Genomic DNA, 21622 nt, shown 5'->3' with positions numbered 1-21622 from the left:
CGCGCATTATACGTAACTGAACACAGGAAGCAACCCGTTCCTGACAATAAAGTGCGTTTATTTCGTACTCCCCTGCCCTCTTTCACGTTTTCGCTAAATTTTGGGCGGCAGTTTCCGCCGCGTAAAATGAACAATATTTCATCAAGTCTTTTCGGATTGTTTGTATCCTCCGAAAGATTATTCTTTGTCCTCCACACCGGTACTTGTGAGACCGACAAAGGAGTCACCGTGTTCAACGATATCGCCCGGTTCGCAATGACGCATGGCTATGCCTTGATGACCAGCATCCTCCTGGTCGGTTTTTTGCTGGCGCTAAGCTATATCGACATGCAGCGATTCCAGCTACCCGACCGTCTTACGCTACCGTTATTGTGGATTGGCCTGATGCTGCACGCGGTTTTCAGACCTCAGCATCTCGCCAATGCCGTGATTGGCGCTGCGGCTGGCTACCTGTGTCTATGGGCTATCTATTGGCTGATGAAAGCAGTGACTAAAAAAGAGGGATTGGGATACGGCGATTTTAAACTCATGGCGGCATTGGGTGCCTGGCTGGGATGGGAGTCTCTTCCGTTTGTGGCCTTCATCGCTTCTGTCACCGGGACCATTATGTACGTCTTGCGCTTTTTGTTCCTTCGCCGACTGGGCGCTATTCCCTTTGGTCCCTTTCTCGCGGTTACGGGCGGGATAATTTATATCAGCCAGCAAGTTTATGGCCTGGCTGATACACAATGTCTCTATTGCGTGACTATCCAGTAAACACCGTAGCCAGAACTAATGCGCTGCTTTTTTTGATTCTTCTTTTATCTGAGTTTGAATGTAGTTCTGAATACCCACTCGACCTATCAAATCGACTTCGGTTTCGATCCAGTCAATGTGGTGCTCTTCTTCCGCCAATATAGTAATCATCATATCGCGGCTGACATAATCGTGAATGGAGTCGGCATAGGAAATGGCTTCGCGTAAATCGCGCGCGCCGTCGAGTTCAAGCACCAGATCCGACTTGAGCATTTCCTCAACGTCTTCACCAATATTGAGCTTGCCGAGATCTTGCAGGTTGGGAATGCCCTCGAGGAAGAGAATGCGTTCGATGTAAATATCAGCATGCTTCATCTCGTCAATGGACTCATGGTATTCGATGCCGTTGAGTCGCATCAAACCCCAATTTTTAAACATTCTGGCATGGAGAAAATACTGATTGATGGCAACAAGCTCATTTCCTAGCAGCTTGTTAAGGTGCGCAATCATTTTGGTATCGCCTTTCATAGGAATGCCCTCCGCTGTAGTTCTATGAAGTGTAGAACCACTCGGCTAAGAGGGAAAGAAATAACCCTACTATTTATCAGGCGACTTCGATGATGTAGGTTGTGCTCTCCTGCTCCTCAACCAGAATCTCTCTGGCCTGTCTGATGCATTTCCCGCAATCCGTACCAATCGGCACTAACTGGCGAAGGTCTTTCATCGTTTGTGGCTGATGCTGCCGGATTACTTTTCGGATCACTTTGTCGGTGACTGCATTACACAAACAGACGTACATACCCTAACTCAATATTTAAACAATTCACGCAACTGTAAATGAGAATAGTTTTTATTTCAATTGTGATTGGAAAAATTTACACAACCTATTTGCCGGAAAAAGGCATAAAAAAGGGTGCCGAAGCACCCTCTTTTAGATCACCAATGTTATCAGCGATTAAGCGATAACTTTAGCAACAACACCAGCGCCTACAGTACGGCCGCCTTCACGGATTGCGAAACGCAGACCGTCGTCCATTGCGATTGGGTGGATCAGGGTAACAACCATGTTCACGTTGTCACCAGGCATAACCATCTCGACGCCTTCTGGCAGTTCGATGGTACCGGTCACGTCAGTAGTACGGAAGTAGAACTGTGGACGGTAGCCTTTGAAGAACGGAGTATGACGGCCGCCTTCGTCTTTGCTCAGGATATACACTTCTGAGTCAAATTTGGTGTGTGGCTTGATGGAACCTGGTTTAGCCAGTACCTGACCACGTTCGATGTCTTCACGCTTGATACCACGCAGCAGAACACCTACGTTCTCGCCTGCACGACCTTCGTCAAGCAGTTTACGGAACATTTCAACACCGGTACAGGTAGACTTGACGGTGTCTTTGATACCAACGATTTCAACTTCTTCGCCAACTTTAACGATACCGCGCTCTACACGACCGGTAACAACGGTACCACGACCGGAGATGGAGAATACGTCTTCGATTGGCAGCAGGAATGGCTTGTCGATCGCGCGCTCTGGTTCCGGGATGTAAGAATCCAGGTGACCAGCCAGCTCGATGATTTTAGCTTCCCACTCAGCGTCGCCTTCCAGTGCTTTCAGCGCTGAACCACGAACAACTGGCAGATCATCACCAGGGAAGTCGTAGGCAGACAGAAGTTCACGCACTTCCATTTCTACCAGTTCCAGCAGCTCTTCGTCATCAACCATGTCACATTTGTTCATGAATACGATGATGAAAGGAACGCCAACCTGACGACCCAGCAGGATGTGCTCGCGAGTCTGTGGCATAGGGCCATCAGTTGCAGCAACAACCAGGATAGCGCCGTCCATCTGAGCAGCACCGGTGATCATGTTTTTCACGTAGTCGGCGTGCCCTGGGCAGTCAACGTGCGCGTAGTGACGAGTCGGGGTGTCATACTCAACGTGGGAAGTGTTGATGGTGATACCACGTGCTTTTTCTTCTGGTGCGTTATCGATCTGGTCGAATGCGCGCGCAGAACCGCCGTAGGTTTTAGCCAGTACGGTGGTGATAGCAGCAGTCAGGGTAGTTTTACCGTGGTCAACGTGGCCGATAGTACCAACGTTGACGTGCGGTTTGGAACGTTCAAATTTTTCTTTAGACACGGATATATTCCTTACTATTGTGCTCTCCCCTCAAGGAGAGAGCACGGGATCATTGTGTTAGAAACCTAGGCTTATTTACCACGAGCTTCGATTACAGCCTGGGCAACGTTGCTTGGCGCGTCATCATACTTCAGGAATTCCATGGAGTAAGATGCACGGCCTTTGGTCAGTGAACGCAGCTGAGTTGCATAACCGAACATTTCGGAAAGCGGAACTTCAGCATGAATCACAACGCCGGTAGCGTTGGATTCCTGGCCTTTCAGCATACCACGACGACGGCTAAGGTCACCGATCACGTCACCAGTGTTCTCTTCTGGAGTTTCTACTTCAACCTTCATGATCGGCTCAAGCAGAACTGGTTTCGCTTTCTTAAAGCCATCTTTGAAGGCGATAGATGCGGCCAGTTTAAACGCCAGCTCAGAGGAGTCAACATCGTGGTAAGAACCGAAGTGCAGACGCACACCGAGGTCTACTACCGGGTAACCGGCCAATGGACCTGCTTTCAGCTGTTCCTGGATGCCTTTGTCAATCGCGCCGATGAATTCACCAGGAATCACACCGCCTTTGATTTCATTGACAAACTCGTAGCCTTTAGGGTTAACACCCGGCTCGAGTGGGTACATGTCGATCACAACGTGACCGTACTGACCACGACCACCAGACTGCTTGGCGTGCTTACCTTCAACGTCGGTAACTTTGGCGCGAATCGCTTCACGGTATGCTACCTGCGGCTTACCAACGTTAGCTTCAACGTTGAATTCGCGACGCATACGGTCAACCAGGATGTCCAGGTGAAGCTCACCCATACCTGCGATGATAGTCTGACCAGATTCTTCATCAGTCCATACGCGGAATGATGGGTCTTCTTTAGCCAAACGACCCAGAGCCAGACCCATTTTTTCCTGGTCAGCTTTGGTTTTTGGTTCTACAGCTACGGAGATTACCGGCTCTGGGAATTCCATACGCTCAAGAATGATCACGTTATCCGGATCACACAGGGTATCACCAGTAGTCACGTCTTTCAGACCGATCGCTGCAGCGATATCGCCTGCACGAACTTCTTTGATCTCTTCACGCTTGTTGGCGTGCATCTGAACGATACGGCCCAGACGTTCGCGCTGTGATTTAACTGGGTTAAATACAGTGTCACCTGAGTTGACGAGACCGGAGTAAACACGGAAGAACGTCAAGTTACCCACGAATGGGTCGGTTGCGATTTTGAACGCCAGAGCAGAGAACGGCTCTTTGTCGTCAGAGTGGCGAACTGCCGGAGTGTCTTTACCGTCATCCAACATGCCGTTGATTGCTTCAACGTCGGTTGGTGCTGGCAGATACTCGACAACAGCATCCAGCATTGCCTGTACGCCTTTGTTTTTAAACGCAGAACCACAGGTAACCAGGATAACTTCGTTGTTCAGAACGCGCTTACGCAGAGAAGATTTGATCTCTTCTTCAGTCAGTTCTTCACCGCCGAAGAATTTCTCCATCAGCTCGTCGGAACCTTCAGCAGCGGACTCAACCAGTTTCTGGTGCCACTCTTCAGCCAGTTCTTGCATATCAGCCGGGATATCTTCGTATTCGAAGGTCACGCCCTGATCTGCTTCGTTCCAGTTGATTGCTTTCATCTTCACCAGGTCAACGATACCGGTGAATTTCTCTTCTGCGCCGATAGCCAGCTGCAGAGGAACTGGAGTTGCGCCCAGACGTTTTTCGATCTGGTCTACAACTTTCAGGAAGTTAGCACCCATACGGTCCATTTTGTTAACGAACGCGATGCGTGGAACTTTATATTTGTTGGCCTGACGCCATACGGTTTCAGACTGTGGCTGAACGCCGCCAACAGCACAGTAAACCATTACCGCACCATCAAGAACACGCATGGAACGCTCAACTTCGATGGTGAAGTCAACGTGTCCCGGGGTGTCGATGATGTTGATGTGGTGTGGTTCGAACTGCTTGGCCATACCAGACCAGTAACAGGTAGTCGCAGCAGACGTGATGGTGATACCACGTTCCTGCTCCTGCTCCATCCAGTCCATGGTTGCTGCGCCGTCGTGAACTTCACCGATTTTGTGGTTTACACCGGTGTAGAACAGAACACGTTCGGTAGTCGTCGTTTTACCGGCGTCGATGTGAGCGCTGATACCAATGTTACGGTAACGCTCAATGGGTGTTTTACGAGCCATTTGATTCCTCTATTCCTAGGGCGTTCAGATTTAGTTAATCCAAGCGGGTTAACTGTAATCAGCGCCCGCTTGGTTAGCATAACTACTGCGTGGTGATTACCAGCGGTAGTGGGCGAACCGCCTTGTTGGCTTCGGCCATACGGTGAACGTCTTCACGTTTCTTCACAGCAGTACCTTTGTTGTCTGCTGCATCAGAAAGTTCGTTCGCCAGGCGCAGAGCCATGGATTTATCACCGCGTTTACGAGCAGCTTCAACGATCCAACGCATTGCCAGAGCATTACGACGAACCGGACGTACTTCAACTGGAACCTGGTAAGTAGAACCACCTACACGGCGGGACTTAACTTCCACGGTCGGACGGACGTTGTCCAGAGCGACTTCGAAAGCTTCCAGGCTGTCTTTACCGCTACGTTGAGCCAGGGTCTCAAGTGCGTTGTAGACGATTGCTTCTGCAGTAGATTTTTTACCATCTACCATCAGGATATTTACGAATTTCGCCAGAAGTTCGGACCCGAACTTAGGATCTGGCAGGATTTTACGTTGACCAATGACGCGACGACGTGGCATGGAAATACTCCGTTGTTAATTCAGGATTGTCCAAAACTCTATGAGTTTATTTTGACAGTAATGTGAAAATGTTTGGCCTTACTTAACGGAGAACCATTAAGACTTCGGCTTTTTAACGCCGTATTTAGAACGAGACTGCTTACGGTCTTTAACGCCTGAACAGTCCAGTGCGCCGCGGACGGTGTGGTAACGCACACCTGGCAAGTCTTTAACACGACCGCCACGGATCAGGATAACGGAGTGTTCCTGCAGGTTGTGACCTTCACCGCCGATGTAGGAGGTAACTTCAAAACCGTTAGTCAAACGAACACGACATACTTTACGCAATGCGGAGTTCGGTTTTTTGGAGTGGTGGTGTACACACGGGTACAAACGCCACGTTTCTGCGGGCAAGCTTCCAGCGCTGGAACGTTGCTTTTAGCAACCTTCGTAGAGCGTGGTTTGCGTACCAGCTGATTAATTGTTGCCATTAAAAAGCTCCTGGATTTTGATTCGTAAACTGCTTTGTAAACACGTGATAAATCGACCCACAATCGGCAGATGCCAATATGGGACGCAGAATTTTATTGCTGACCTACGAAAGTGTCAAGAAATATACAACATTTCGCGAAATCACCACGCGATGTGCTGACGGTGCCTTTCGGTTAAATCAACGAATCCATTATAGTCGATTGGCGTCCATTTGTGTGAAATTTGACCAACCAACCCTCTGGCTTGCAGATCTTCACTCAGAACATATACCGGGCAGGTCAGAACAGAGATATGGGACTGCGCCATGCTGTTTTCAAGGGCGGCGAGCACGCCATCCTGCATGAGCAGTAACGCATCTTCATCGCCGACAAGCTGAATAAGTGCCGCCAAATCACACTGTTGAGGAGAATGAGACAGGGTAAAAAGCATTATCTTTATCCGATCAGAAGGTCATAATCACATCATAGGTGGCGAGTCGCCGACGCAGACTATCGGGGGCGAGACGCTCGACATCCAGCACCCAGTCGTCGAATTCCGCCAGACCGCGGGCGCTTGCCGAGGCGTCACAGAGAAAGCATTGCTCAATATCGTAAAGCGGTAAAATGCCGTAGGTAGCAATGTAATTACGCGCTAAAACTTTTTCGGGTTGCTGTCCCGGCAACAGTTGCAAAACGCCATCTGCCACAAAAAATACGCCGATTTCTTCGGTCAGCGCCGAGGTTGCCAGCAGGGCGTCGAGCCCTTCCCTCCCTGCGGAAGTCCCGTGCGGGCTTTGCGTAAATACAAATGCCACCTTCTTTTCTGCACTCATGTTGCTGTCTGTTCCTACGCTTAAAACTGTATCAGCCGATCGCAGGTTAGCGCGGCTTCGGCAAGGCTGCCAAGACCGGTCAAGGCGAATCCGGGCTGAAGATTGGGCTGTGGTTCGTGAGGCTCGTCCTTGCGGTTTGCCGCTTCGTCGGCATCGATAATGCCACGACGCAGCGCCGCCGCCACACAAACGTTCAGCGCAACGCCATGCTCTTCGGCCAGTTGCTGCCAGGCGCGTACCAGGTCGAACTCGTCGGAAGCCGGCGAGGTAAGCTGATTGCCGTTAAGCACGCCTTCACGATAAAAGAAAATGCTGTCGAGTTGATGACCACGCGCCAGCAACGCCTGCGCAAACTGATAGGCGGCGCTGGCCTGCTGGGTACCGTAAGGCGCACCCGTAACCAGAAGACTGTATCGCAACGTCAACGTTAGTTCCCCAACGGCTCGCCGCTTTTAAACTGGCGGATGTAGAGATAGACCGTGTGTTTGGAGATATTCAGACGATCGGCGACCTGATTGATGGCATCCTTGATGTCGAAAATGCCCTTCTCGTACAGATTGAGCACGACCTGTCGGTTTTTGGCATTGTTGGTGACATTGCGATCGGCATTCACCTCTTCGATGGTGAACTCCAGCGTTTGTGCGACAAGATCATCAACCGAAGAAGCAAAGTTGACGGAAGGCGACACGTCTTGAGCTTCCGGCGGAATAAAAGTCTGCATAATCTGCGAGAAAGGCACATCGAGGTTCATGTTGATACACAGCAGTCCGACCACGCGCTGATCGCGATTGCGGATGGCGATAGTGACCGACTTCATCAATACGCCGCTTTTCGCGCGGGTAAAATAGGCTTTGGAGACATTGCTGTCGGCGCCCGTCATGTCATGCAGCATGCGCAGGGCCAAATCTGTGATAGGCGAACCTATCTTGCGGCCGGTGTGTTCACCGTTGGCGATGCGAATAGCCGAGCATTTCAGATCTTCCAGAGAATGCAGAACTATTTCGCAGTGTTGACCAATCAGCATGGCCAATCCATCGACGACCGCCTCATAGGAGGTCAGAATTTCATGGTCGGTTGCACTAAACGGACGTTGGTCCAGCAAATCCAGCTCACCGGTTTCGCCATTTAAAAGCGAATTAGACATTGAAGCTACCACCCTCTACATCGGGACCTTACTCATCAGCTGGAGTAAGACTCTCCGTACAATCATTTCAGCAGGCCCCACTGTAACAAAGCTACAGTGAAAACCTCCCTACGATTTTTCCAATACCCTGACGTTAAGCCCGAGCGACAAGGCCGTCAAGTTATCATCATAGAGTAACCCCAGCAAAAATGGGGTGGAAGCCTTTAAAAAGCGTAGGGTAAAAAAAACCGCCGCATAAGCGACGGTTTTTTCAGGTACAAAACGCAGAACTGATTATTCTGATTTTGCAGCCGCGGCCGGTGCAGCAGGCTTGGTCGCGTCTTTGGCATCCGCTTTAGGCGCAGCCTTGATATCCAGCAGTTCTACGTCGAAGACCAGCGTAGAGTTGGCAGGAATGCCCGGAACGCCGGTTTTGCCGTAAGCCAGAGCCGGTGGAATGACCAGCTTGATTTTACCGCCTTTCTTGATGTGTTTCAGGCCTTCGGTCCAGCCCGGGATAACACCGTCAAGACGGAAGGACAGCGGCTCGCCACGGGTGTAGGAGTTGTCGAACTCGGTACCGTCAACCAGCGTACCCTTGTAGTTCACCACGACGGTATCGCTGTCTTTAGGTGCAGCGCCGGTACCTGGTTTCTCAACCTGATACAGCAGACCGGATTCGGTTTTCTTCACGCCTTTTTCTTTGGCGAAGGTTGCGCTGTAAGCGGCGCCTTTCTCTTCGTTGGCTTTGGCGTCAGCTTCCATTTTCTGCTGGGCAGAAGCTTTCACGCGGCCTTCGAAGGTTTGCAGGGTTTTCTCGATATCGGCATCAGACAGTTTGCTCTTGTTGGCAAACGCGTCCTGAACGCCGGCAATCAGCTGGTCTTTATCCAGTTTGATGCCCAGTTTTTCCTGCTCTTTCAGTGAATTGTCCATGTAACGGCCAAGTGAAGCACCCAGCGCGTAAGCCGCCTGCTCGTCGTCGTTTTTGAATTTTGCAGTATCGGTGGTCGCAGGTGCCGAAGCCGCTGGCGCAGCTGCAGTAGAATCAGTCGCTTTTGCAGCATCGGCTGCCATGGCCTGAGTCGCGCCCAGGGCAAGAGCCATCGTGGTAGCCAACAGCGTTACTTTAAACAGTGATTTCATCCATTTCTCCAAGACTTGAGGCTCGTGCCCCAAGTAACAATTACGAAAGTTCGCCGGTTAATATAACTGTCCGTGTCAATGCATGACAATCGCTATACTTCCCGAACGCGCTTAATTCAGACCTTTTTTGATTCAATAAGTTTCTGAAGATCTCAGAAAACGGCCTGCGTCGAGTATTTTTGATTTATTGTGCGTAGAATATGGCGCAAATTCTGTCGCGCTGACAGACAATCCTCACCGATAGGCATTAAAGGCACAAATTATGGAACAGAATTCCTTCGAACAGCGGATTGAAGCCCTGGAGAGCAAGCTGGCTTTTCAGGAAGTGACCATTGAAGAGTTGAATCAGATAGTCACCTCGCATCAACTCGAAATGAGCCGCCTGCATGATCATCTGCGCCTGCTGACCGACCGTCTGCGCGCCTCGCAGCCGTCAATGATAGCCGACGCATCGGAAGAAACGCCGCCTCCGCACTATTGAGCAACACGCAATAAAAAAGGCGGCCAGTGGCCGCCTTTTCTTTTAATAAAGTGGCACCTCGGGATGCTCGATGCCACAGGCTTTCGCATAGCGATAGAGAGTATCGATTGAGGCTCGAAGAATGTTTTTTTCCATTTTGTGAACGGTGGGCGGTTTGATGCCCATGCGCGCAGCGACTTCGGCACTGGTCAGATTTTCCTTACTGCGCCACTGTGCCAGTACGGCCCGCAAATGTTCTTTGCGCATTTCTTCTTCGTAGGTCGCACGATATTCTGGATCACGCATCCATTCATCATGCAGCTCGCTATGACTCACCCATTTCATTTTTTATTGTCTCTAGCCGCGACCATGCCATGTCGAGTTCAGATCTAGAAATTTCTGTGACTTTTTAACAAAGACTCTCAACATGATGATCAGATTGCCTCTCTGATAGACCCACAAACCACGTGCGATATCTTTACCCTGCGTTCTCAGCTCAAATAATCCATTGCCGAGCGGCTTTGTGTCCGGTTCTCTGAGTAATCGAGGGTCCTGCTCGAGTTTTTTTACGAGCCTGTCAAATTTTGCCCTGGTTACCACAGGCAATCTACTTGGCCTCCTGGAGCGCGTCAGGATGATAATAGACGGTGAACAAGATTCACTCCCTGAAGGAAATATTAGTCTGTAGGCTAATTAGTGACAAGGAGAAATTATTTTACGGACTTGTTTCAGGTATCGCTTGCAGATAACGCTCTAATAAGGGCAGACGAAAGAAAGAAGACATTTGGAAGGAGAAACCAGGGGGTTTTACGCAATAAAAAAGGCGGCCAGTGGCCGCCTTTTCTTTTCATCGGTTTACATGCCGATTAGTGGCTGCAACCGCAACCGCCGGTGCCACAACCGCCCTGACCGTGGTCATGGTCGTGGTCGTGCCCGTGGTCATGACCGTGCTCGCCGTGAACGTGGCCGTGAGCCAGTTCTTCTTCGGTCGCTTCACGGATGGCAACCACTTCAACGTTGAAGTTCAGGTTCTGGCCAGCCAGCATGTGGTTGCCGTCAACCACAACATGGTCGCCGTCAACAGCGGTGATTTCTACAGGTACCGGACCCTGATCGGTGTCGGCCAGGAAACGCATGCCGACTTCCAGTTCGTCAACGCCCATGAACACGTCTTTAGGAACGCGCTGCACCAGGTTCTCGTCATAGTTACCATAAGCTTCGTTGGCGCCTACGTGAACGTCAAAACGATCGCCAACCGCATGGCCTTCCAGCGCGCTTTCCAGACCGGAAATCAGCGAGCCGTGACCGTGCAGGTAGTCCAGTGGTGCGCTGACCGGTGACTCGTCAACCAGCACGCCGTCTTCTGTACGAACCTGATACGCAACGCTGACAACCACGTCTTTAGATACTTTCATGATAACTCCTACCGTTTGAAATCTGTAATTTCGTCAAATACTGCATTTTGGCGAAGATTGTAGCGGAAAACCGCGCCTCTGTACCCCTAAGCATAAAAAAAGCCGCGGGATAACGCTACTTCGGATCAAAAATGCCGATCACCTGCTCATCGCCGCGCACGTGCTTTTTGACCTGCTCATCGGTTTGACGTTTCTGGTGTCCGCATTTCACGCACTCGACTACCTCAACCTGATCTTCCTGCCATAACCTCAGCGTATCCAGTGCCTTACACTCGGGACATACCGCACCGGCGATAAATCGCTTACGGGTTGCTGCCATTTTCCGACTCTCCCGAATCCTGTAGCGAGCGGGTTTGTTGCCGCCCGCCGTAGGGGATTCTTTACAATAAATATTAGGAAACTTCTGTCGTCGCGGCCGCCTGCGACCTTATTGATCGTCGTCCCAGCCGTCGAGCTGACGCCGTTCTTTGTGCATCTCGCTCTGGAAAACGTCTTCCAGTTCGCGACGCGCCTCTTTCACACGCGAAATCTGCGCCACATCGCCCTGCACCTGCGGCACCAGTTCGCGCAGCATGCGCATGTCCAGACGGCGGAAATGCTGCTGGGCGCGATAGGCGCTATGCGGATGCATCCCCAATGTAATCAGCGCCTTTTTACCCAGTTCCAGCGCACTCGAAAACGTCTCGCGCGAGAAGTTCTGCACGCCGGCCTGCAACAGTTCATGCGCCTCTACACGCCCGCGTGCACGGGCAAGAATATTGAGGTGCGGAAAGTTTTCCTGACAAAGCCGGACAATCTGCAAGGTATCTTCCGGCTCATTGCAGGTAATCACAATGGATTTTGCCTTTTCCGCACCCGCTGCGCGCAGCAGTTCGAGCCGTGTTGCATCGCCGTAGTACACCTGATAGCCAAAACTGCGCATCAGACCGACTGCACTGATATCGCGTTCGAGCACGGTAATGCGCATTTTGTTGGCCATCAGCAGACGCCCGACCACCTGCCCGAAACGCCCGAACCCGACGATGATAACTTGCGGATCATTGTCTTCGACAAAGTGCGTTTCGTCACTTTCTTCCTGTGCGTTATAGCGGCGGACCAGGATCCTGTCGACGTATTTCAGCAACAGCGGCGTCGTCATCATCGAAAGTGTGACCACAACCAGCAAGAGCGACAGCTGCTGCTGGGAAATCACTTTCTGCGCCCCTGCCGCCGAGAACAGCACAAAGGCGAATTCGCCGCCCTGACTCAGTACGCCTGCAAATTGCAGCCGCACCGAAGTGCGTAAATCGAACAGCCTGGCGAGCAGATAAAGCACGCCGCCTTTTACTATCACCAGCACGATAACGCTAAGCAGAACCAGCAGGATGTTGGTATACAGCACCCCAAGATTCAGCGCCATACCCACCGAGATAAAGAACAACCCCAGCAAGAGTCCCTTAAACGGCTCGATGGCAATTTCCAATTCGTGCTGATATTCGCTTTCCGCCAGTAAAATCCCGGCGATAAAAGTGCCGAGCGCCATCGAAAATCCGAGCTCCTGCATAAACAGCGCCGCGCCGAGCACCACCAGCAAGGCGGCCGCGGTAAAGACCTCCCGCACGCCCGACGCCACAATCAGCCGGAAAATAGGCCGCAGCAGATAACGCCCGCCGACCAGCATGCCGACAAACGCCAGCACCTTCATGCCTATCATGCTCCAGTCATTCCCGCCGGACGAAGTGCCCGCCAGCACGGGGATAAGCGCCAGAGCAGGGATAACCGCGATGTCCTGAAACAGCAGCACGGCAAAGCCCAGCTGACCGCCTTCGTTGCGGGTCATGCCTTTATCCTGCATCAGCTGTAGCGCCATCGCCGTCGACGACATCGCAAGCCCGATGCCGCCAATCACCGCAGCCTGCCAGGAGAAATGAGTCAGGAACAGCAGCCCGCCGAGCACCAGCGCCGTCAGGATAACCTGACCGGCACCGACGCCGAAAATCTGCCGCCGCAGTTGCCACAGCTTGCCGGGATTCAGCTCCAGACCGATGATAAACATCAGGAACACCACGCCCAGCTCGGAGAAGTGCAGAATTTCATCTACGTCGCGAATAAAGCCTAGTCCCCACGGACCAATGGCGATACCGGCCAGCAGATAGCCTAAGACCGCGCCGATACCCAAACGCTGCGCAATCGGCACCGCCACCACGGCGGCAAAAAGAAACAGCAGAATCGCTGTCGGTAAACTCGAACTGTCGATGGTTAGATTCCTCCGTTTGGCAGGGGGTTCTGAAGCCACTCGCCGTAAGCCTGTGCGTGGCTGGCCAATGTGTCAGGCGACTGACGACGCGCCCAGTAAATGATTATCGGCGTCAGCCAGTGCATGCCGCACATCGCGGCGGTCAACTCGAACGGGCGCATCACATCACTCATTTTATAGCCGTTGTAGCCGCCTGCACGATACGCGCCTTCCGGTTCGCCGGTGGTCACCACCGAACGCCAGTACTTGCCTTGCAGGGCCGTGCCGTCCGCACCGCTGGCAAAACCGCGCGCCAGCACCCTGTCCATCCACTCCTTGAGCAGTGCCGGACAACTGTAGGTATACAGCGGATGTTGAAAGACGATGACGTCATGCTCGCGCAGCAATTGTTGTTCGTAATGAATATCGATGAAAAAGTCGGGATAGTGCGCATATAAATCGTGGACGGTAACATGCTCAAGCTGTTTGGCCCGGTCGAGTAAAATGCGATTGGCAACCGAATCGGGTGATTCCGGGTGGGCGTAAAGCAGCAAAACCCTGGGTGGCTGCGACATCAAAACCTCCAAAGCGTCGTCAGGGTGCAAAATTTCCGCTACCATGCTCCGCAAATACAAAATGGGACGTTTAATACGTCTTGTTTAACTCAGTATGATGACAGTCAATTTAACATACTCTCAACTACACGGCGCTTTATGATAGTTTTCTCATCGTTACAAATCAGGCGTGGCACCAATGTCCTGCTTGACAATGCCTCTGCCACTATCAATCCGGGTCAGAAAGTCGGCCTGGTGGGCAAAAACGGCTGTGGTAAATCGACTCTGATTTCGCTGTTGAAAAACGAAATGAGCGCCGATGCGGGCAACCTGACGTTTCCGGCAAACTGGGCGCTGGCCTGGGTAAACCAGGAAACGCCGGCTCTCGACGTGCCGGCGATAGAGTATGTTATCGATGGCGATCGCGAATTTCGTCAGCTTGAATCCGAATTGCAGGCGGCCAACGAGCGCGACGACGGCCATGCCATCGCCGTTTCTGCACGGAAAACTCGACGCCATTCAGGCGTGGACCATTCCGGCACGTGCGGCAAGCCTGCTGAGCGGACTTGGATTCACCCAGAATCAGCTGCAACAGCCGGTCAAATCCTTCTCCGGCGGTTGGCGTATGCGCCTTAACCTGGCGCAGGCGCTGATTCTGCGCTCCGATCTGCTGCTGCTCGACGAACCGACCAACCACCTGGATCTGGACGCCGTCATCTGGCTGGAAAAGTGGCTGAAGAGCTACGACGGCACGCTGGTCCTGATTTCCCATGACCGCGACTTCCTTGATCCTATCGTCGACAAGATTTTGCACATTGAACAGCAGACGCTGAACGAATACACCGGCAACTATTCGTCGTTCGAACGCCAGCGCGCCACCAAACTGGCCCAGCAGCAGTCGCTGTTCGAAAATCAGCAGGAAAAGGTCGCGCACCTTAAAAGCTATATCGACCGTTTCCGCGCCCAGGCGACCAAAGCCAAGCAGGCACAGAGCCGTATCAAGATGCTCGAGCGCATGGAGTTGATTGCACCCGCGCACGTCGACAACCCTTTCCAGTTTAGTTTCCGCTCGCCGGAAAGTCTGCCGGACCCGTTGCTGCGCATGGAAAAAGTCAGCGCGGGTTATGGAGACCACGTGATCCTCGACTCCATCAAGCTCAATCTGGTGCCGGGTTCGCGCATCGGCCTGCTCGGGCGCAACGGCGCGGGTAAGTCGACACTTATCAAACTGCTGGCGGGCACCATGCCGCCGCTGAAGGGCGATATCGGTCTGGCAAAAGGCGTAAAGCTGGGTTACTTCGCTCAGCATCAGCTGGAATTTCTGGTCGCCGAAGACTCGCCGTTGCAGCATCTGGTGCGGTTAGCCGACAAGCAGACTGAACAGCAGCTGCGCGACTATCTCGGCGGTTTCGGCTTCCAGGGCGATAAAGTCACCGAAAAGACCGAGCGTTTCTCGGGCGGTGAAAAAGCGCGTCTGGTGCTGGCGTTAATCGTCTGGCAACGTCCTAACCTGCTGCTGCTCGATGAACCGACCAACCACCTGGACCTCGACATGCGTCAGGCATTGACCGAAGCGCTGATCGATTTCGAAGGCGCCATGGTTGTGGTGTCGCACGACCGTCACCTGCTGCGTTTCTACTACCGATGACCTCTATCTGGTTCACGCGGGCAAGGTTGAGCAGTTTGATGGCGACCTCGAAGACTATCAGCAGTGGCTGGTGGATATTCAGCGTCAGGAAAACCAGCAGGGCGCGCCGGATAAAGACGCGGGCTCCAACAGTGCGCAGTCACGCAAGGATCAAAAACGTCGCGAGGCCGATTTCCGCAACCAGACGCAGCCGCTGCGCAAGCAGATAACCGCGTGGGAAAAGCAGATGGAAAAACTTTCCGGCGAACTGGCCGAGGTTGAAGCGAAGCTCGCCGATTCAGCTATTTACGACAACAGCCGTAAAGCCGATCTGACCGCCTGTTTGCAGCAGCAGATCAAGGTGAAAGGCGCGTTGGAAGAGGTTGAAATGAATTGGCTCGACGCGCAGGAACAGCTCGAGCAACTGGCGCAGGAATTCAATGCCTGACACCGGCACAGTGGAGTGAAGAGGCAATCAGGGTGGCGTATCCTTACGTCACCCTTTTTTATCGCCCTGTATCACGCTGAATAAAACGGCTTATCACCTAGGATCGTCGCGCGGTGCATGATACGGCGCTGCGGCAGATAGTCGGCATTGGCATAATGCTGCGTCACGCGGTTATCCCACAACGCAATATCGTTTTCCTGCCAGCGCCAGCGCACCTGAAATTCGGGTTTGGTGATGTGACGGAACAGGAAATCGAGGATCGCGGCACTCTCCTTCTCTTCCAACCCGATTATTCGCGTCGTGAAACCTTCATTAACGAACAGCGCCTGCTTGCCTGACACCGGATGCGTGCGGATCACCGGATGCAGCAAAGGAGGATTCTTCTCTTTGGCCTTTTGCCACTGCGCATGCTCTTCCGGCGTCTTGCGGTATTTATATTCCTGGAAAGACTTGGTGAAATCATGCTCGGCCTGCAACCCGGCCAACAGCTGCCTGAAAGGGGTCGACAACGCCTCGTAAGCCGCGATGCCGCTGGCCCACAGTGTGTCACCGCCGGTTGATGGCAGGCGTTTTGCCGCCAGAATTGCGCCCAGCGGCGGCGTTTCGATAAAGGTCACATCGGTGTGCCAGTTATCATTGTCCGGCGGATTGTTGTCGTCGGTATCAAGAATAATGATTTCCTGCGCTTCGGGCGTTTGCGGGTACACAGGATGAATGTGCAGATCGCCGAAACGGGCCGCCAGCGCGCGTTGCTGAACCGGCGTCACCGGTTGGTTGCGGGCAAACAGCACCTGATATTTCAACAGCGCGTGATAAAGCTGCTCAAACTGGGCGTCGGAAAGCGGACGGCTCAGCGACACATCTTCCACCAGCGCGCCAATGTAGGGGCCGAGCGGGGTAATCTTCAGGCGTTCGTTCATTGTTGTTCTCCGTGCCAGGGGGTCAGTTTGCGCTGCAGATAGCGCAGGCCCAGTTCGAGTGCGCAGGCGATAAGCGCGATGACGCTAATCCCGGCGATAACCACGTCAGTCGCCAGAAACTCTCCCGCCGACTGCACCATAAAACCTAAACCTCGCGTGGCCGCGATAAGTTCCGCTGCCACGAGCGTGGACCAGCCAACGCCCAGTCCGATGCGCACACCGGTAAGAATTTCCGGCAGCGCGCCGGGCAGAATAACGTAACGCAGCACCTGCCAGCGGCTGGCACCCAATGCCTGCGCCGCACGAATGCGGACTTTGGAGGCGCTGCGCACGCCTGCCAGCGCAGACATCGCCACCGGCGCGAAAATCGCCAGATAAATCAGTAAAATCTTCGAGGTTTCACCAATGCCAAACCAAATGACCATCAGCGGCAGATAGGCCAGCGGCGGCACGGGGCGATACAGCTCAATCAGCGGATCAAGAATACCGCGCAGCGTTTCGTTCAGCCCCATTGCTATCCCTACCGGCACGCCAATCACTATGGCGGCAAACAGCGCAATCACGATGCGCGCCAGACTCGCCTGCAAATGCTGCCACAGGGTGGCATCCATAAAGCCCTGCGGACTGGCGATGGTGATTAACTGATGCAACACCTGCTGGGGCGCGGGCAGGAACAACGGCGGTATCCAGTTCAATGCCGTGACCGCCCACCACACTACGAGCAGCGTCAATAGCGTGCCGAGGCTGAGACGCACATTGCGTGGCAACGTCCAGCCTTTGTTCGGGCTTTTCGCGCGCGTTATCTCTTTCAAAACCGGTTCGGCGCTCATAGCTGGCCTCCTCGATGCTGGAACACCTGACCGAGCACGTACTCGCGCTGGCGAATAAACTCGGGGTCGGATTTAATGCTGCGGCAGGATTCGCCGTCGGCATAGCGTTGTCCGAACGCCAGCGGAATACGTTCCAGCACCCTTCCCGGACCGGGCGACAGCAGCAACAGTTCGCTGGCGAGGAAAATCGCCTCTTCGATGTCATGCGTTATCAGGAAAATCTGCTTGCCGGTGTCGCGCCAGATGGTCAGCAACAGTTCCTGCATCTGTTCGCGGGTAAAGGCATCGAGCGCACCGAACGGCTCGTCGAGCAAGAGCAGTCGCGGGTCGGCGGCCAGTGCGCGGGCAATACCGACACGTTGACGCATCCCGCCCGACAACTCCCACAGATTATGGCGCTCGTAACCGGTCAGGCCGACTTTGGCGAGCATTCTTTCGGCCGTTTGCCGACGCGCACGTTTATCGATGCCCGCCAGCTGCAAACCGAATTCCACGTTATCCAGCACATTGCGCCACGGCAGCAGCCCCTCATGCTGGAACACGACGCCACGCTCCGCTCCCGGCCCCTTGACCGGCGCGCCGTCGAGGTTGATTGACCCGCCGCTCGGCGAGGTAAATCCGGCAATCAGGTTAAGCAGCGTCGTTTTGCCACATCCCGATGGCCCCAGCACAACGACCAGTTCCCCCGCATCGATTTGCAGCGAGATGTCGTGCAACACGGGATTGCCCTGATATTGGGCCGAGAGTTGAGAGACCTGAAGCATGGCGACCTCCTTAAGATTGCGGGTCGGCCTGCACGGCCTTCACGAATTTGTCGGTCACAAAGCTGCTGTAGTCGTTATCCACCTGCGGCACCTTGCCCTGTTCCTTCAGGAAGCTGGCGGTGTCTTTAATCGCCTTGTTCACCGGCTGCCCCAGTTGGGTTACCTGTTCGGCCACCGGCAGATAACGGTTGCCTTTCACCAGCCCCGGGATCTGGTCGTCCGGCACGCCGCTCAGACGCGACAGCGTATTCAGGTTTGAGGTGTCTTTCAGCCACTGCTCCGGATTCTGCAAATAGGCTTTCTGCGCAGACAGCGCGCTGCGGGCAAAGGCGGTCACGATTTCAGGATGCGCCTGCGCGAAATCCTTGCGCACGACCCAGACGTCCAGCGTCGGAGAACCCCATTTGCCGACCTGCGAAGAGTCGGTCAGCACCTTGCCGGTTTTCTCGAGCTCATTGACCGCCGGAGCCCAGACATAGGCGCCGTCAATGTCGCCACGCGCCCACGCTGCCGCGATGGCAGGCGGTTGCAGGTTCACGATGGTGACTTTTGCAGGATCGATGTTCCAGTGTTTCAGCGCCGACAGCAGGCTGTAGTGCGTGGTCGAGATAAACGGCACCGCGATGCGCTTGCCAATCAGGTCCTGCGGGCTATTGATGCTTTTCTTGACCACCAGCGCTTCGGAACTGCCGAGTTCGGACGCCAGCAGGAAAGCCTCGATAGGTAATTTCTGGCTGGCGGCAACGGCCAGCGGGCTTGAGCCGATATTGCCAATCTGTACGTCGCCCGAGGCCAGCGCACGCAGCACGCTCGAGCCGCTGTCGAACTTGCGCCAGTCGACGGTTGCGCCGGACGCCTTGGCAAAGGTATTTTCGGCCTGCGCCACTTTGGCCGGTTCCGCCGAGGTTTGATAGGCGACGGTCACATCCACCGCGTGCGCGCTGAGAGCGGTCAGTGACAGCAGCAATGCTGCGCCACGTAAAAGAGAACGGTTTGCCATGAATAGGTGCTCCACAAAAAGTTAAACGCGATGGATGATTTTTTGATCTGTGGAGAATTTTTAGCTGAGCGGCAGCGACATTAAAAGTAATTATAAATTACCTTTAATAACTAAAAGGAATATATGGACGTTATGCCAGTCAAAGGAAGGGTAAATACAGGAAAACGGCTATCTTTTTGGATAGCCGTTTGGGGGCGTTAAACGAAGTGAGCACGACATCGCGCCAGAAATCAGCGCCAAATCAGCAACACGCAGGCGGCGGTAAGCAAACCCATCGCGATATTGAAGGTGTACCACGCGCGACGACTGCCGAGCAGACGGCCGATCACGGTACCAAAACCTAGCCAGATAATCCCTGACACCAGATTGACGATAAATACGCCGAGACTGATTGCCGCCACAGAGTGGTTATACTGCGCACCGGCCAGACTGAAACTGGCGACCGCGCCCAGAGCCATGAGCCAGGCTTTCGGGTTCAGAAACTGCAACAACCAACCTTGATAGAGACGAATGGGTTTGGCCTGTCTGGCGTCGGTCTCCAGCGTTTCATAGGCGGAAGTCGCAATCTTCCACGCCAGCCAAAGGAGATACAGGCTACCCAGTATCTTCAGGAGAGTATGCAGCGACGGATAAAGCAGAATTAACCCGCCAACGCCGAACGCCACCAAGATGACAATACTCTGCATCCCGAGCATGATGCCGAGCATCAGCCATAGCGATCGCATAAAGCCGAAGTTTGCGCCGGAGGTGGTTAACAACATATTGTTCGGGCCGGGCGTAATGGCCGCAACCCACAAAAATCCAAGCATCGAAAGAAATAAACCCAGTTCCATTTAAACAGCTGCTCCCTACCCCAATAATTATGCAATTAGCTGAGAAGCTATCAGTGTGGTATGGGTAGTACAAGCTTCCTCGAGGAGATTTTTTTCCACAAAATGTCTGAAAGTTTTCGTCCCCTGCGCGGTGCTAGCAATCCGCATCTGCAAACGCTGCTGCCGCGTCTGGTCCGACGGCACGTAAAGCTAAAGCCGGTCTGGCAACGGCTGGATCTGCCCGACGGCGATTTTGTCGATTTGGCCTGGAGCGAAGATCCGCAATCTGCGCGCCACAAGCCGCGCATGGTGCTGTTCCACGGACTCGAAGGCGGCTTTTCCAGTCCTTATGCCCACGGCCTGCTGCAAGCCTGGCGGGAAAAGGGCGGACTCGGCGTGGTCATGCATTTTCGTGGTTGCAGCGGCGAACCCAATCGGCTGCGGCGGATTTATCATTCGGGCGAAACCGACGATGCGCGCTTTTTCCTGAACTGGCTGCGCCGCACCCACGGGGAAGCGCCGACCGCCGCCGTCGGCTTTTCGCTGGGCGGCAATATGCTGGCCTGCTATCTTGGCGAAGAAGGTGAAAACTGTGCCTTGCAGGCGGCGGTGATAGTCTCTGCGCCGCTGATGCTCGAACCCTGCGCCTATCGCCTCGAACAGGGTTCGTCGCGCATTTATCAGCGCTATCTGCTGGACCAGCTGAAAGGCAACGCGCGGCGCAAGCTGTTGAAATATCCCGATACGCTGCCCGTGACGCTGGCACAGCTCAAGGCGATGCGCCGTCTTCGCGAGTTTGACGATGCCATCACCTCCAAAGCTCACGGCTTTGAAAACGCGCTAGACTATTATCGTCGCTGTAGCGGTTTGCCGCGGCTTTCGAAGGTCAAGGTGCCGCTCCTTATTCTGCATGCCAAAGACGATCCCTTCATGACCGACGCGGTTATCCCGGATGCACGGGATCTGCCGCCCGAGATTGAATATCAGCTGACCGAACATGGCGGTCATGTCGGCTTCGTAACCGGCAGCTGGCGGCGTCCGCAGATGTGGCTCGAAACACGCATTCCCGACTGGCTGGCCCCGCGCCTTCTGGCTAAATAACTGATGAAAAAAGATAAATAACATGATCATTCCCTGGAAAGAACTGCCTACCGAAACGCTCGACAGCGTGATTGAAGCCTTTGTACTGCGCGAAGGCACGGACTACGGCGAACAGGAGCGCTCACTGGCGCAAAAGGTCGAAGACGTTCGCCGTCAGCTCAAAAGCGGCGACGTAGTGCTGGTGTGGTCCGAGTTGCACGAAACGCTCAATATCATGCCGCGGGGTCAGTTCCGTGCGGGCGACGAAGAGCGGGAAAACGATTATCCCTAGTGCAAAATGTCTTCGACTCCGCCAC

At 53.7% G+C, this 21622-nt stretch carries 23 protein-coding genes and 4 pseudogenes; 5 read left to right on the top strand and 22 right to left on the bottom strand.

Annotation, left to right across the window (positions count from 1 at the left end; translation table 11 throughout):
* The first annotated feature begins 228 nt into the window (after positions 1-228).
* A complete protein-coding gene (locus tag O1V66_RS18900) occupies positions 229-756 on the top strand; it encodes a prepilin peptidase (protein WP_052673479.1) in 528 nt (175 codons plus the stop codon).
* A gap of 15 nt (positions 757-771) precedes the next feature.
* On the opposite strand, the gene bfr is transcribed toward O1V66_RS18900, so the two are convergent.
* From bfr to fkpA, 11 genes and pseudogenes are all read right to left on the bottom strand, one after another.
* Positions 772-1263, bottom strand: coding sequence for a bacterioferritin (bfr, locus tag O1V66_RS18895; RefSeq protein ID WP_045049845.1), 492 nt, complete (start codon positions 1261-1263; stop codon positions 772-774).
* Positions 1264-1339: 76 nt separating this feature from the next.
* Complete coding sequence (gene bfd / locus O1V66_RS18890; protein WP_045049844.1) at positions 1340-1534, bottom strand: bacterioferritin-associated ferredoxin; 195 nt, start codon at positions 1532-1534, stop codon at positions 1340-1342.
* A 156-nt stretch (positions 1535-1690) separates the two neighbouring features.
* Positions 1691-2875 (bottom strand): elongation factor Tu, encoded by a 1185-nt coding sequence (gene tuf, locus O1V66_RS18885; RefSeq protein ID WP_269127902.1) that lies wholly within the window; start codon positions 2873-2875, stop codon positions 1691-1693.
* Between the two features lie 71 nt (positions 2876-2946).
* Positions 2947-5061 carry an elongation factor G gene (gene fusA, locus O1V66_RS18880; RefSeq protein ID WP_045048623.1) on the bottom strand — a complete coding sequence of 705 codons (2115 nt, stop codon included), beginning with the start codon at positions 5059-5061 and terminating at the stop codon, positions 2947-2949.
* A gap of 96 nt (positions 5062-5157) precedes the next feature.
* A pseudogene (rpsG, locus tag O1V66_RS18875) lies at positions 5158-5629 on the bottom strand (30S ribosomal protein S7).
* A 96-nt stretch (positions 5630-5725) separates the two neighbouring features.
* Positions 5726-6099, bottom strand: a pseudogene (gene rpsL / locus O1V66_RS18870) (30S ribosomal protein S12).
* A gap of 142 nt (positions 6100-6241) precedes the next feature.
* Complete coding sequence (tusB, locus tag O1V66_RS18865; protein ID WP_045048624.1) at positions 6242-6529, bottom strand: sulfurtransferase complex subunit TusB; 288 nt, start codon at positions 6527-6529, stop codon at positions 6242-6244.
* A gap of 13 nt (positions 6530-6542) precedes the next feature.
* Positions 6543-6911, bottom strand: a complete 369-nt coding sequence (gene tusC, locus O1V66_RS18860; RefSeq protein WP_045048625.1) for a sulfurtransferase complex subunit TusC — start codon at positions 6909-6911, stop codon at positions 6543-6545.
* 20 nt (positions 6912-6931) lie between these two features.
* On the bottom strand, positions 6932-7330 hold the full coding sequence (gene tusD / locus O1V66_RS18855; protein WP_187329821.1) for a sulfurtransferase complex subunit TusD: 399 nt from the start codon (positions 7328-7330) through the stop codon (positions 6932-6934).
* Between the two features lie 8 nt (positions 7331-7338).
* Positions 7339-8055 carry a helix-turn-helix transcriptional regulator gene (locus O1V66_RS18850; RefSeq protein ID WP_045048627.1) on the bottom strand — a complete coding sequence of 239 codons (717 nt, stop codon included), beginning with the start codon at positions 8053-8055 and terminating at the stop codon, positions 7339-7341.
* A 273-nt stretch (positions 8056-8328) separates the two neighbouring features.
* Complete coding sequence (gene fkpA / locus O1V66_RS18845) at positions 8329-9180, bottom strand: FKBP-type peptidyl-prolyl cis-trans isomerase (protein ID WP_045048628.1); 852 nt, start codon at positions 9178-9180, stop codon at positions 8329-8331.
* Positions 9181-9442: 262 nt separating this feature from the next.
* Between fkpA and O1V66_RS18840 the strand changes: the two genes are divergently transcribed.
* Positions 9443-9661 carry a protein SlyX gene (locus O1V66_RS18840; RefSeq protein ID WP_045048629.1) on the top strand — a complete coding sequence of 73 codons (219 nt, stop codon included), beginning with the start codon at positions 9443-9445 and terminating at the stop codon, positions 9659-9661.
* Between the two features lie 42 nt (positions 9662-9703).
* On the opposite strand, the gene O1V66_RS18835 is transcribed toward O1V66_RS18840, so the two are convergent.
* The 6 genes and pseudogenes from O1V66_RS18835 to kefG form a co-directional block, all read right to left on the bottom strand.
* Complete coding sequence (locus O1V66_RS18835) at positions 9704-9946, bottom strand: helix-turn-helix domain-containing protein (protein ID WP_414058406.1); 243 nt, start codon at positions 9944-9946, stop codon at positions 9704-9706.
* Between the two features lie 19 nt (positions 9947-9965).
* Positions 9966-10295: pseudogene (locus O1V66_RS18830) on the bottom strand (type II toxin-antitoxin system RelE/ParE family toxin).
* A gap of 211 nt (positions 10296-10506) precedes the next feature.
* Positions 10507-11055 (bottom strand): peptidylprolyl isomerase, encoded by a 549-nt coding sequence (gene slyD, locus O1V66_RS18825; RefSeq protein WP_045048631.1) that lies wholly within the window; start codon positions 11053-11055, stop codon positions 10507-10509.
* 115 nt (positions 11056-11170) lie between these two features.
* Entirely contained in the window at positions 11171-11374 is a 204-nt protein-coding gene (locus O1V66_RS18820; protein WP_045048632.1) for a YheV family putative zinc ribbon protein, read from the bottom strand.
* A gap of 108 nt (positions 11375-11482) precedes the next feature.
* Complete coding sequence (kefB, locus tag O1V66_RS18815) at positions 11483-13291, bottom strand: glutathione-regulated potassium-efflux system protein KefB (RefSeq protein ID WP_045048913.1); 1809 nt, start codon at positions 13289-13291, stop codon at positions 11483-11485.
* Between the two features lie 2 nt (positions 13292-13293).
* Positions 13294-13845 carry a glutathione-regulated potassium-efflux system ancillary protein KefG gene (kefG, locus tag O1V66_RS18810; RefSeq protein ID WP_045048633.1) on the bottom strand — a complete coding sequence of 184 codons (552 nt, stop codon included), beginning with the start codon at positions 13843-13845 and terminating at the stop codon, positions 13294-13296.
* Positions 13846-13983: 138 nt separating this feature from the next.
* Here kefG and O1V66_RS18805 point away from each other — a divergent pair.
* A pseudogene (locus tag O1V66_RS18805) lies at positions 13984-15899 on the top strand (ABC transporter ATP-binding protein).
* A 71-nt stretch (positions 15900-15970) separates the two neighbouring features.
* Here the strand turns inward: O1V66_RS18805 and tauD are convergent.
* The 5 genes from tauD to O1V66_RS18780 form a co-directional block, all read right to left on the bottom strand.
* Complete coding sequence (gene tauD / locus O1V66_RS18800) at positions 15971-16819, bottom strand: taurine dioxygenase (protein ID WP_045048635.1); 849 nt, start codon at positions 16817-16819, stop codon at positions 15971-15973.
* Positions 16816-17649, bottom strand: a complete 834-nt coding sequence (gene tauC / locus O1V66_RS18795) for a taurine ABC transporter permease TauC (protein WP_045048636.1) — start codon at positions 17647-17649, stop codon at positions 16816-16818. Before tauC ends, tauD begins: the two co-directional genes overlap by 4 nt.
* Entirely contained in the window at positions 17646-18413 is a 768-nt protein-coding gene (tauB, locus tag O1V66_RS18790) for a taurine ABC transporter ATP-binding subunit (RefSeq protein WP_045048637.1), read from the bottom strand. The genes tauC and tauB overlap by 4 nt, the downstream gene beginning before the upstream one ends.
* 10 nt (positions 18414-18423) lie before the next feature.
* On the bottom strand, positions 18424-19413 hold the full coding sequence (gene tauA, locus O1V66_RS18785; protein WP_045048638.1) for a taurine ABC transporter substrate-binding protein: 990 nt from the start codon (positions 19411-19413) through the stop codon (positions 18424-18426).
* A gap of 230 nt (positions 19414-19643) precedes the next feature.
* On the bottom strand, positions 19644-20246 hold the full coding sequence (locus O1V66_RS18780) for a LysE family translocator (RefSeq protein ID WP_045048639.1): 603 nt from the start codon (positions 20244-20246) through the stop codon (positions 19644-19646).
* 102 nt (positions 20247-20348) lie between these two features.
* Here O1V66_RS18780 and O1V66_RS18775 point away from each other — a divergent pair, with 102 nt between their 5' ends.
* Entirely contained in the window at positions 20349-21326 is a 978-nt protein-coding gene (locus O1V66_RS18775) for a hydrolase (RefSeq protein ID WP_045048640.1), read from the top strand.
* A 22-nt stretch (positions 21327-21348) separates the two neighbouring features.
* Positions 21349-21597, top strand: a complete 249-nt coding sequence (locus O1V66_RS18770) for a YheU family protein (protein WP_045048641.1) — start codon at positions 21349-21351, stop codon at positions 21595-21597.
* The last annotated feature ends 25 nt before the right edge of the window (positions 21598-21622 follow it).

The organism is Rouxiella chamberiensis (genome assembly GCF_026967475.1).
Classification (GTDB): Bacteria; Pseudomonadota; Gammaproteobacteria; order Enterobacterales; family Enterobacteriaceae; genus Rouxiella; species Rouxiella chamberiensis.
Note: the sequence above shows the minus strand (reverse complement) of the source record. Positions and strands in the feature narration are given on the sequence as shown.

What these genes read in the sequence shown, in the direction of transcription:
- fusA (WP_045048623.1), bottom strand. Translation starts at nt 5,061, where the DNA reads ATGGCTCGTAAAACACCCATTGAGCGTTACCGTAACATTGGTATCAGC.
- O1V66_RS18820 (WP_045048632.1), bottom strand. Translation starts at nt 11,374, where the DNA reads ATGGCAGCAACCCGTAAGCGATTTATCGCCGGTGCGGTATGTCCCGAG.
- tusB (WP_045048624.1), bottom strand. Translation starts at nt 6,529, where the DNA reads ATGCTTTTTACCCTGTCTCATTCTCCTCAACAGTGTGATTTGGCGGCA.
- bfd (WP_045049844.1), bottom strand. Translation starts at nt 1,534, where the DNA reads ATGTACGTCTGTTTGTGTAATGCAGTCACCGACAAAGTGATCCGAAAA.
- kefG (WP_045048633.1), bottom strand. Translation starts at nt 13,845, where the DNA reads ATGTCGCAGCCACCCAGGGTTTTGCTGCTTTACGCCCACCCGGAATCA.
- tauA (WP_045048638.1), bottom strand. Translation starts at nt 19,413, where the DNA reads ATGGCAAACCGTTCTCTTTTACGTGGCGCAGCATTGCTGCTGTCACTG.
- O1V66_RS18780 (WP_045048639.1), bottom strand. Translation starts at nt 20,246, where the DNA reads ATGGAACTGGGTTTATTTCTTTCGATGCTTGGATTTTTGTGGGTTGCG.
- O1V66_RS18850 (WP_045048627.1), bottom strand. Translation starts at nt 8,055, where the DNA reads ATGTCTAATTCGCTTTTAAATGGCGAAACCGGTGAGCTGGATTTGCTG.
- tauB (WP_045048637.1), bottom strand. Translation starts at nt 18,413, where the DNA reads ATGCTTCAGGTCTCTCAACTCTCGGCCCAATATCAGGGCAATCCCGTG.
- tauC (WP_045048636.1), bottom strand. Translation starts at nt 17,649, where the DNA reads ATGAGCGCCGAACCGGTTTTGAAAGAGATAACGCGCGCGAAAAGCCCG.
- slyD (WP_045048631.1), bottom strand. Translation starts at nt 11,055, where the DNA reads ATGAAAGTATCTAAAGACGTGGTTGTCAGCGTTGCGTATCAGGTTCGT.
- O1V66_RS18770 (WP_045048641.1), top strand. Translation starts at nt 21,349, where the DNA reads ATGATCATTCCCTGGAAAGAACTGCCTACCGAAACGCTCGACAGCGTG.
- O1V66_RS18835 (WP_414058406.1), bottom strand. Translation starts at nt 9,946, where the DNA reads ATGCGTGATCCAGAATATCGTGCGACCTACGAAGAAGAAATGCGCAAA.
- tauD (WP_045048635.1), bottom strand. Translation starts at nt 16,819, where the DNA reads ATGAACGAACGCCTGAAGATTACCCCGCTCGGCCCCTACATTGGCGCG.
- O1V66_RS18840 (WP_045048629.1), top strand. Translation starts at nt 9,443, where the DNA reads ATGGAACAGAATTCCTTCGAACAGCGGATTGAAGCCCTGGAGAGCAAG.
- tusC (WP_045048625.1), bottom strand. Translation starts at nt 6,911, where the DNA reads ATGAGTGCAGAAAAGAAGGTGGCATTTGTATTTACGCAAAGCCCGCAC.
- fkpA (WP_045048628.1), bottom strand. Translation starts at nt 9,180, where the DNA reads ATGAAATCACTGTTTAAAGTAACGCTGTTGGCTACCACGATGGCTCTT.
- O1V66_RS18775 (WP_045048640.1), top strand. Translation starts at nt 20,349, where the DNA reads ATGTCTGAAAGTTTTCGTCCCCTGCGCGGTGCTAGCAATCCGCATCTG.
- bfr (WP_045049845.1), bottom strand. Translation starts at nt 1,263, where the DNA reads ATGAAAGGCGATACCAAAATGATTGCGCACCTTAACAAGCTGCTAGGA.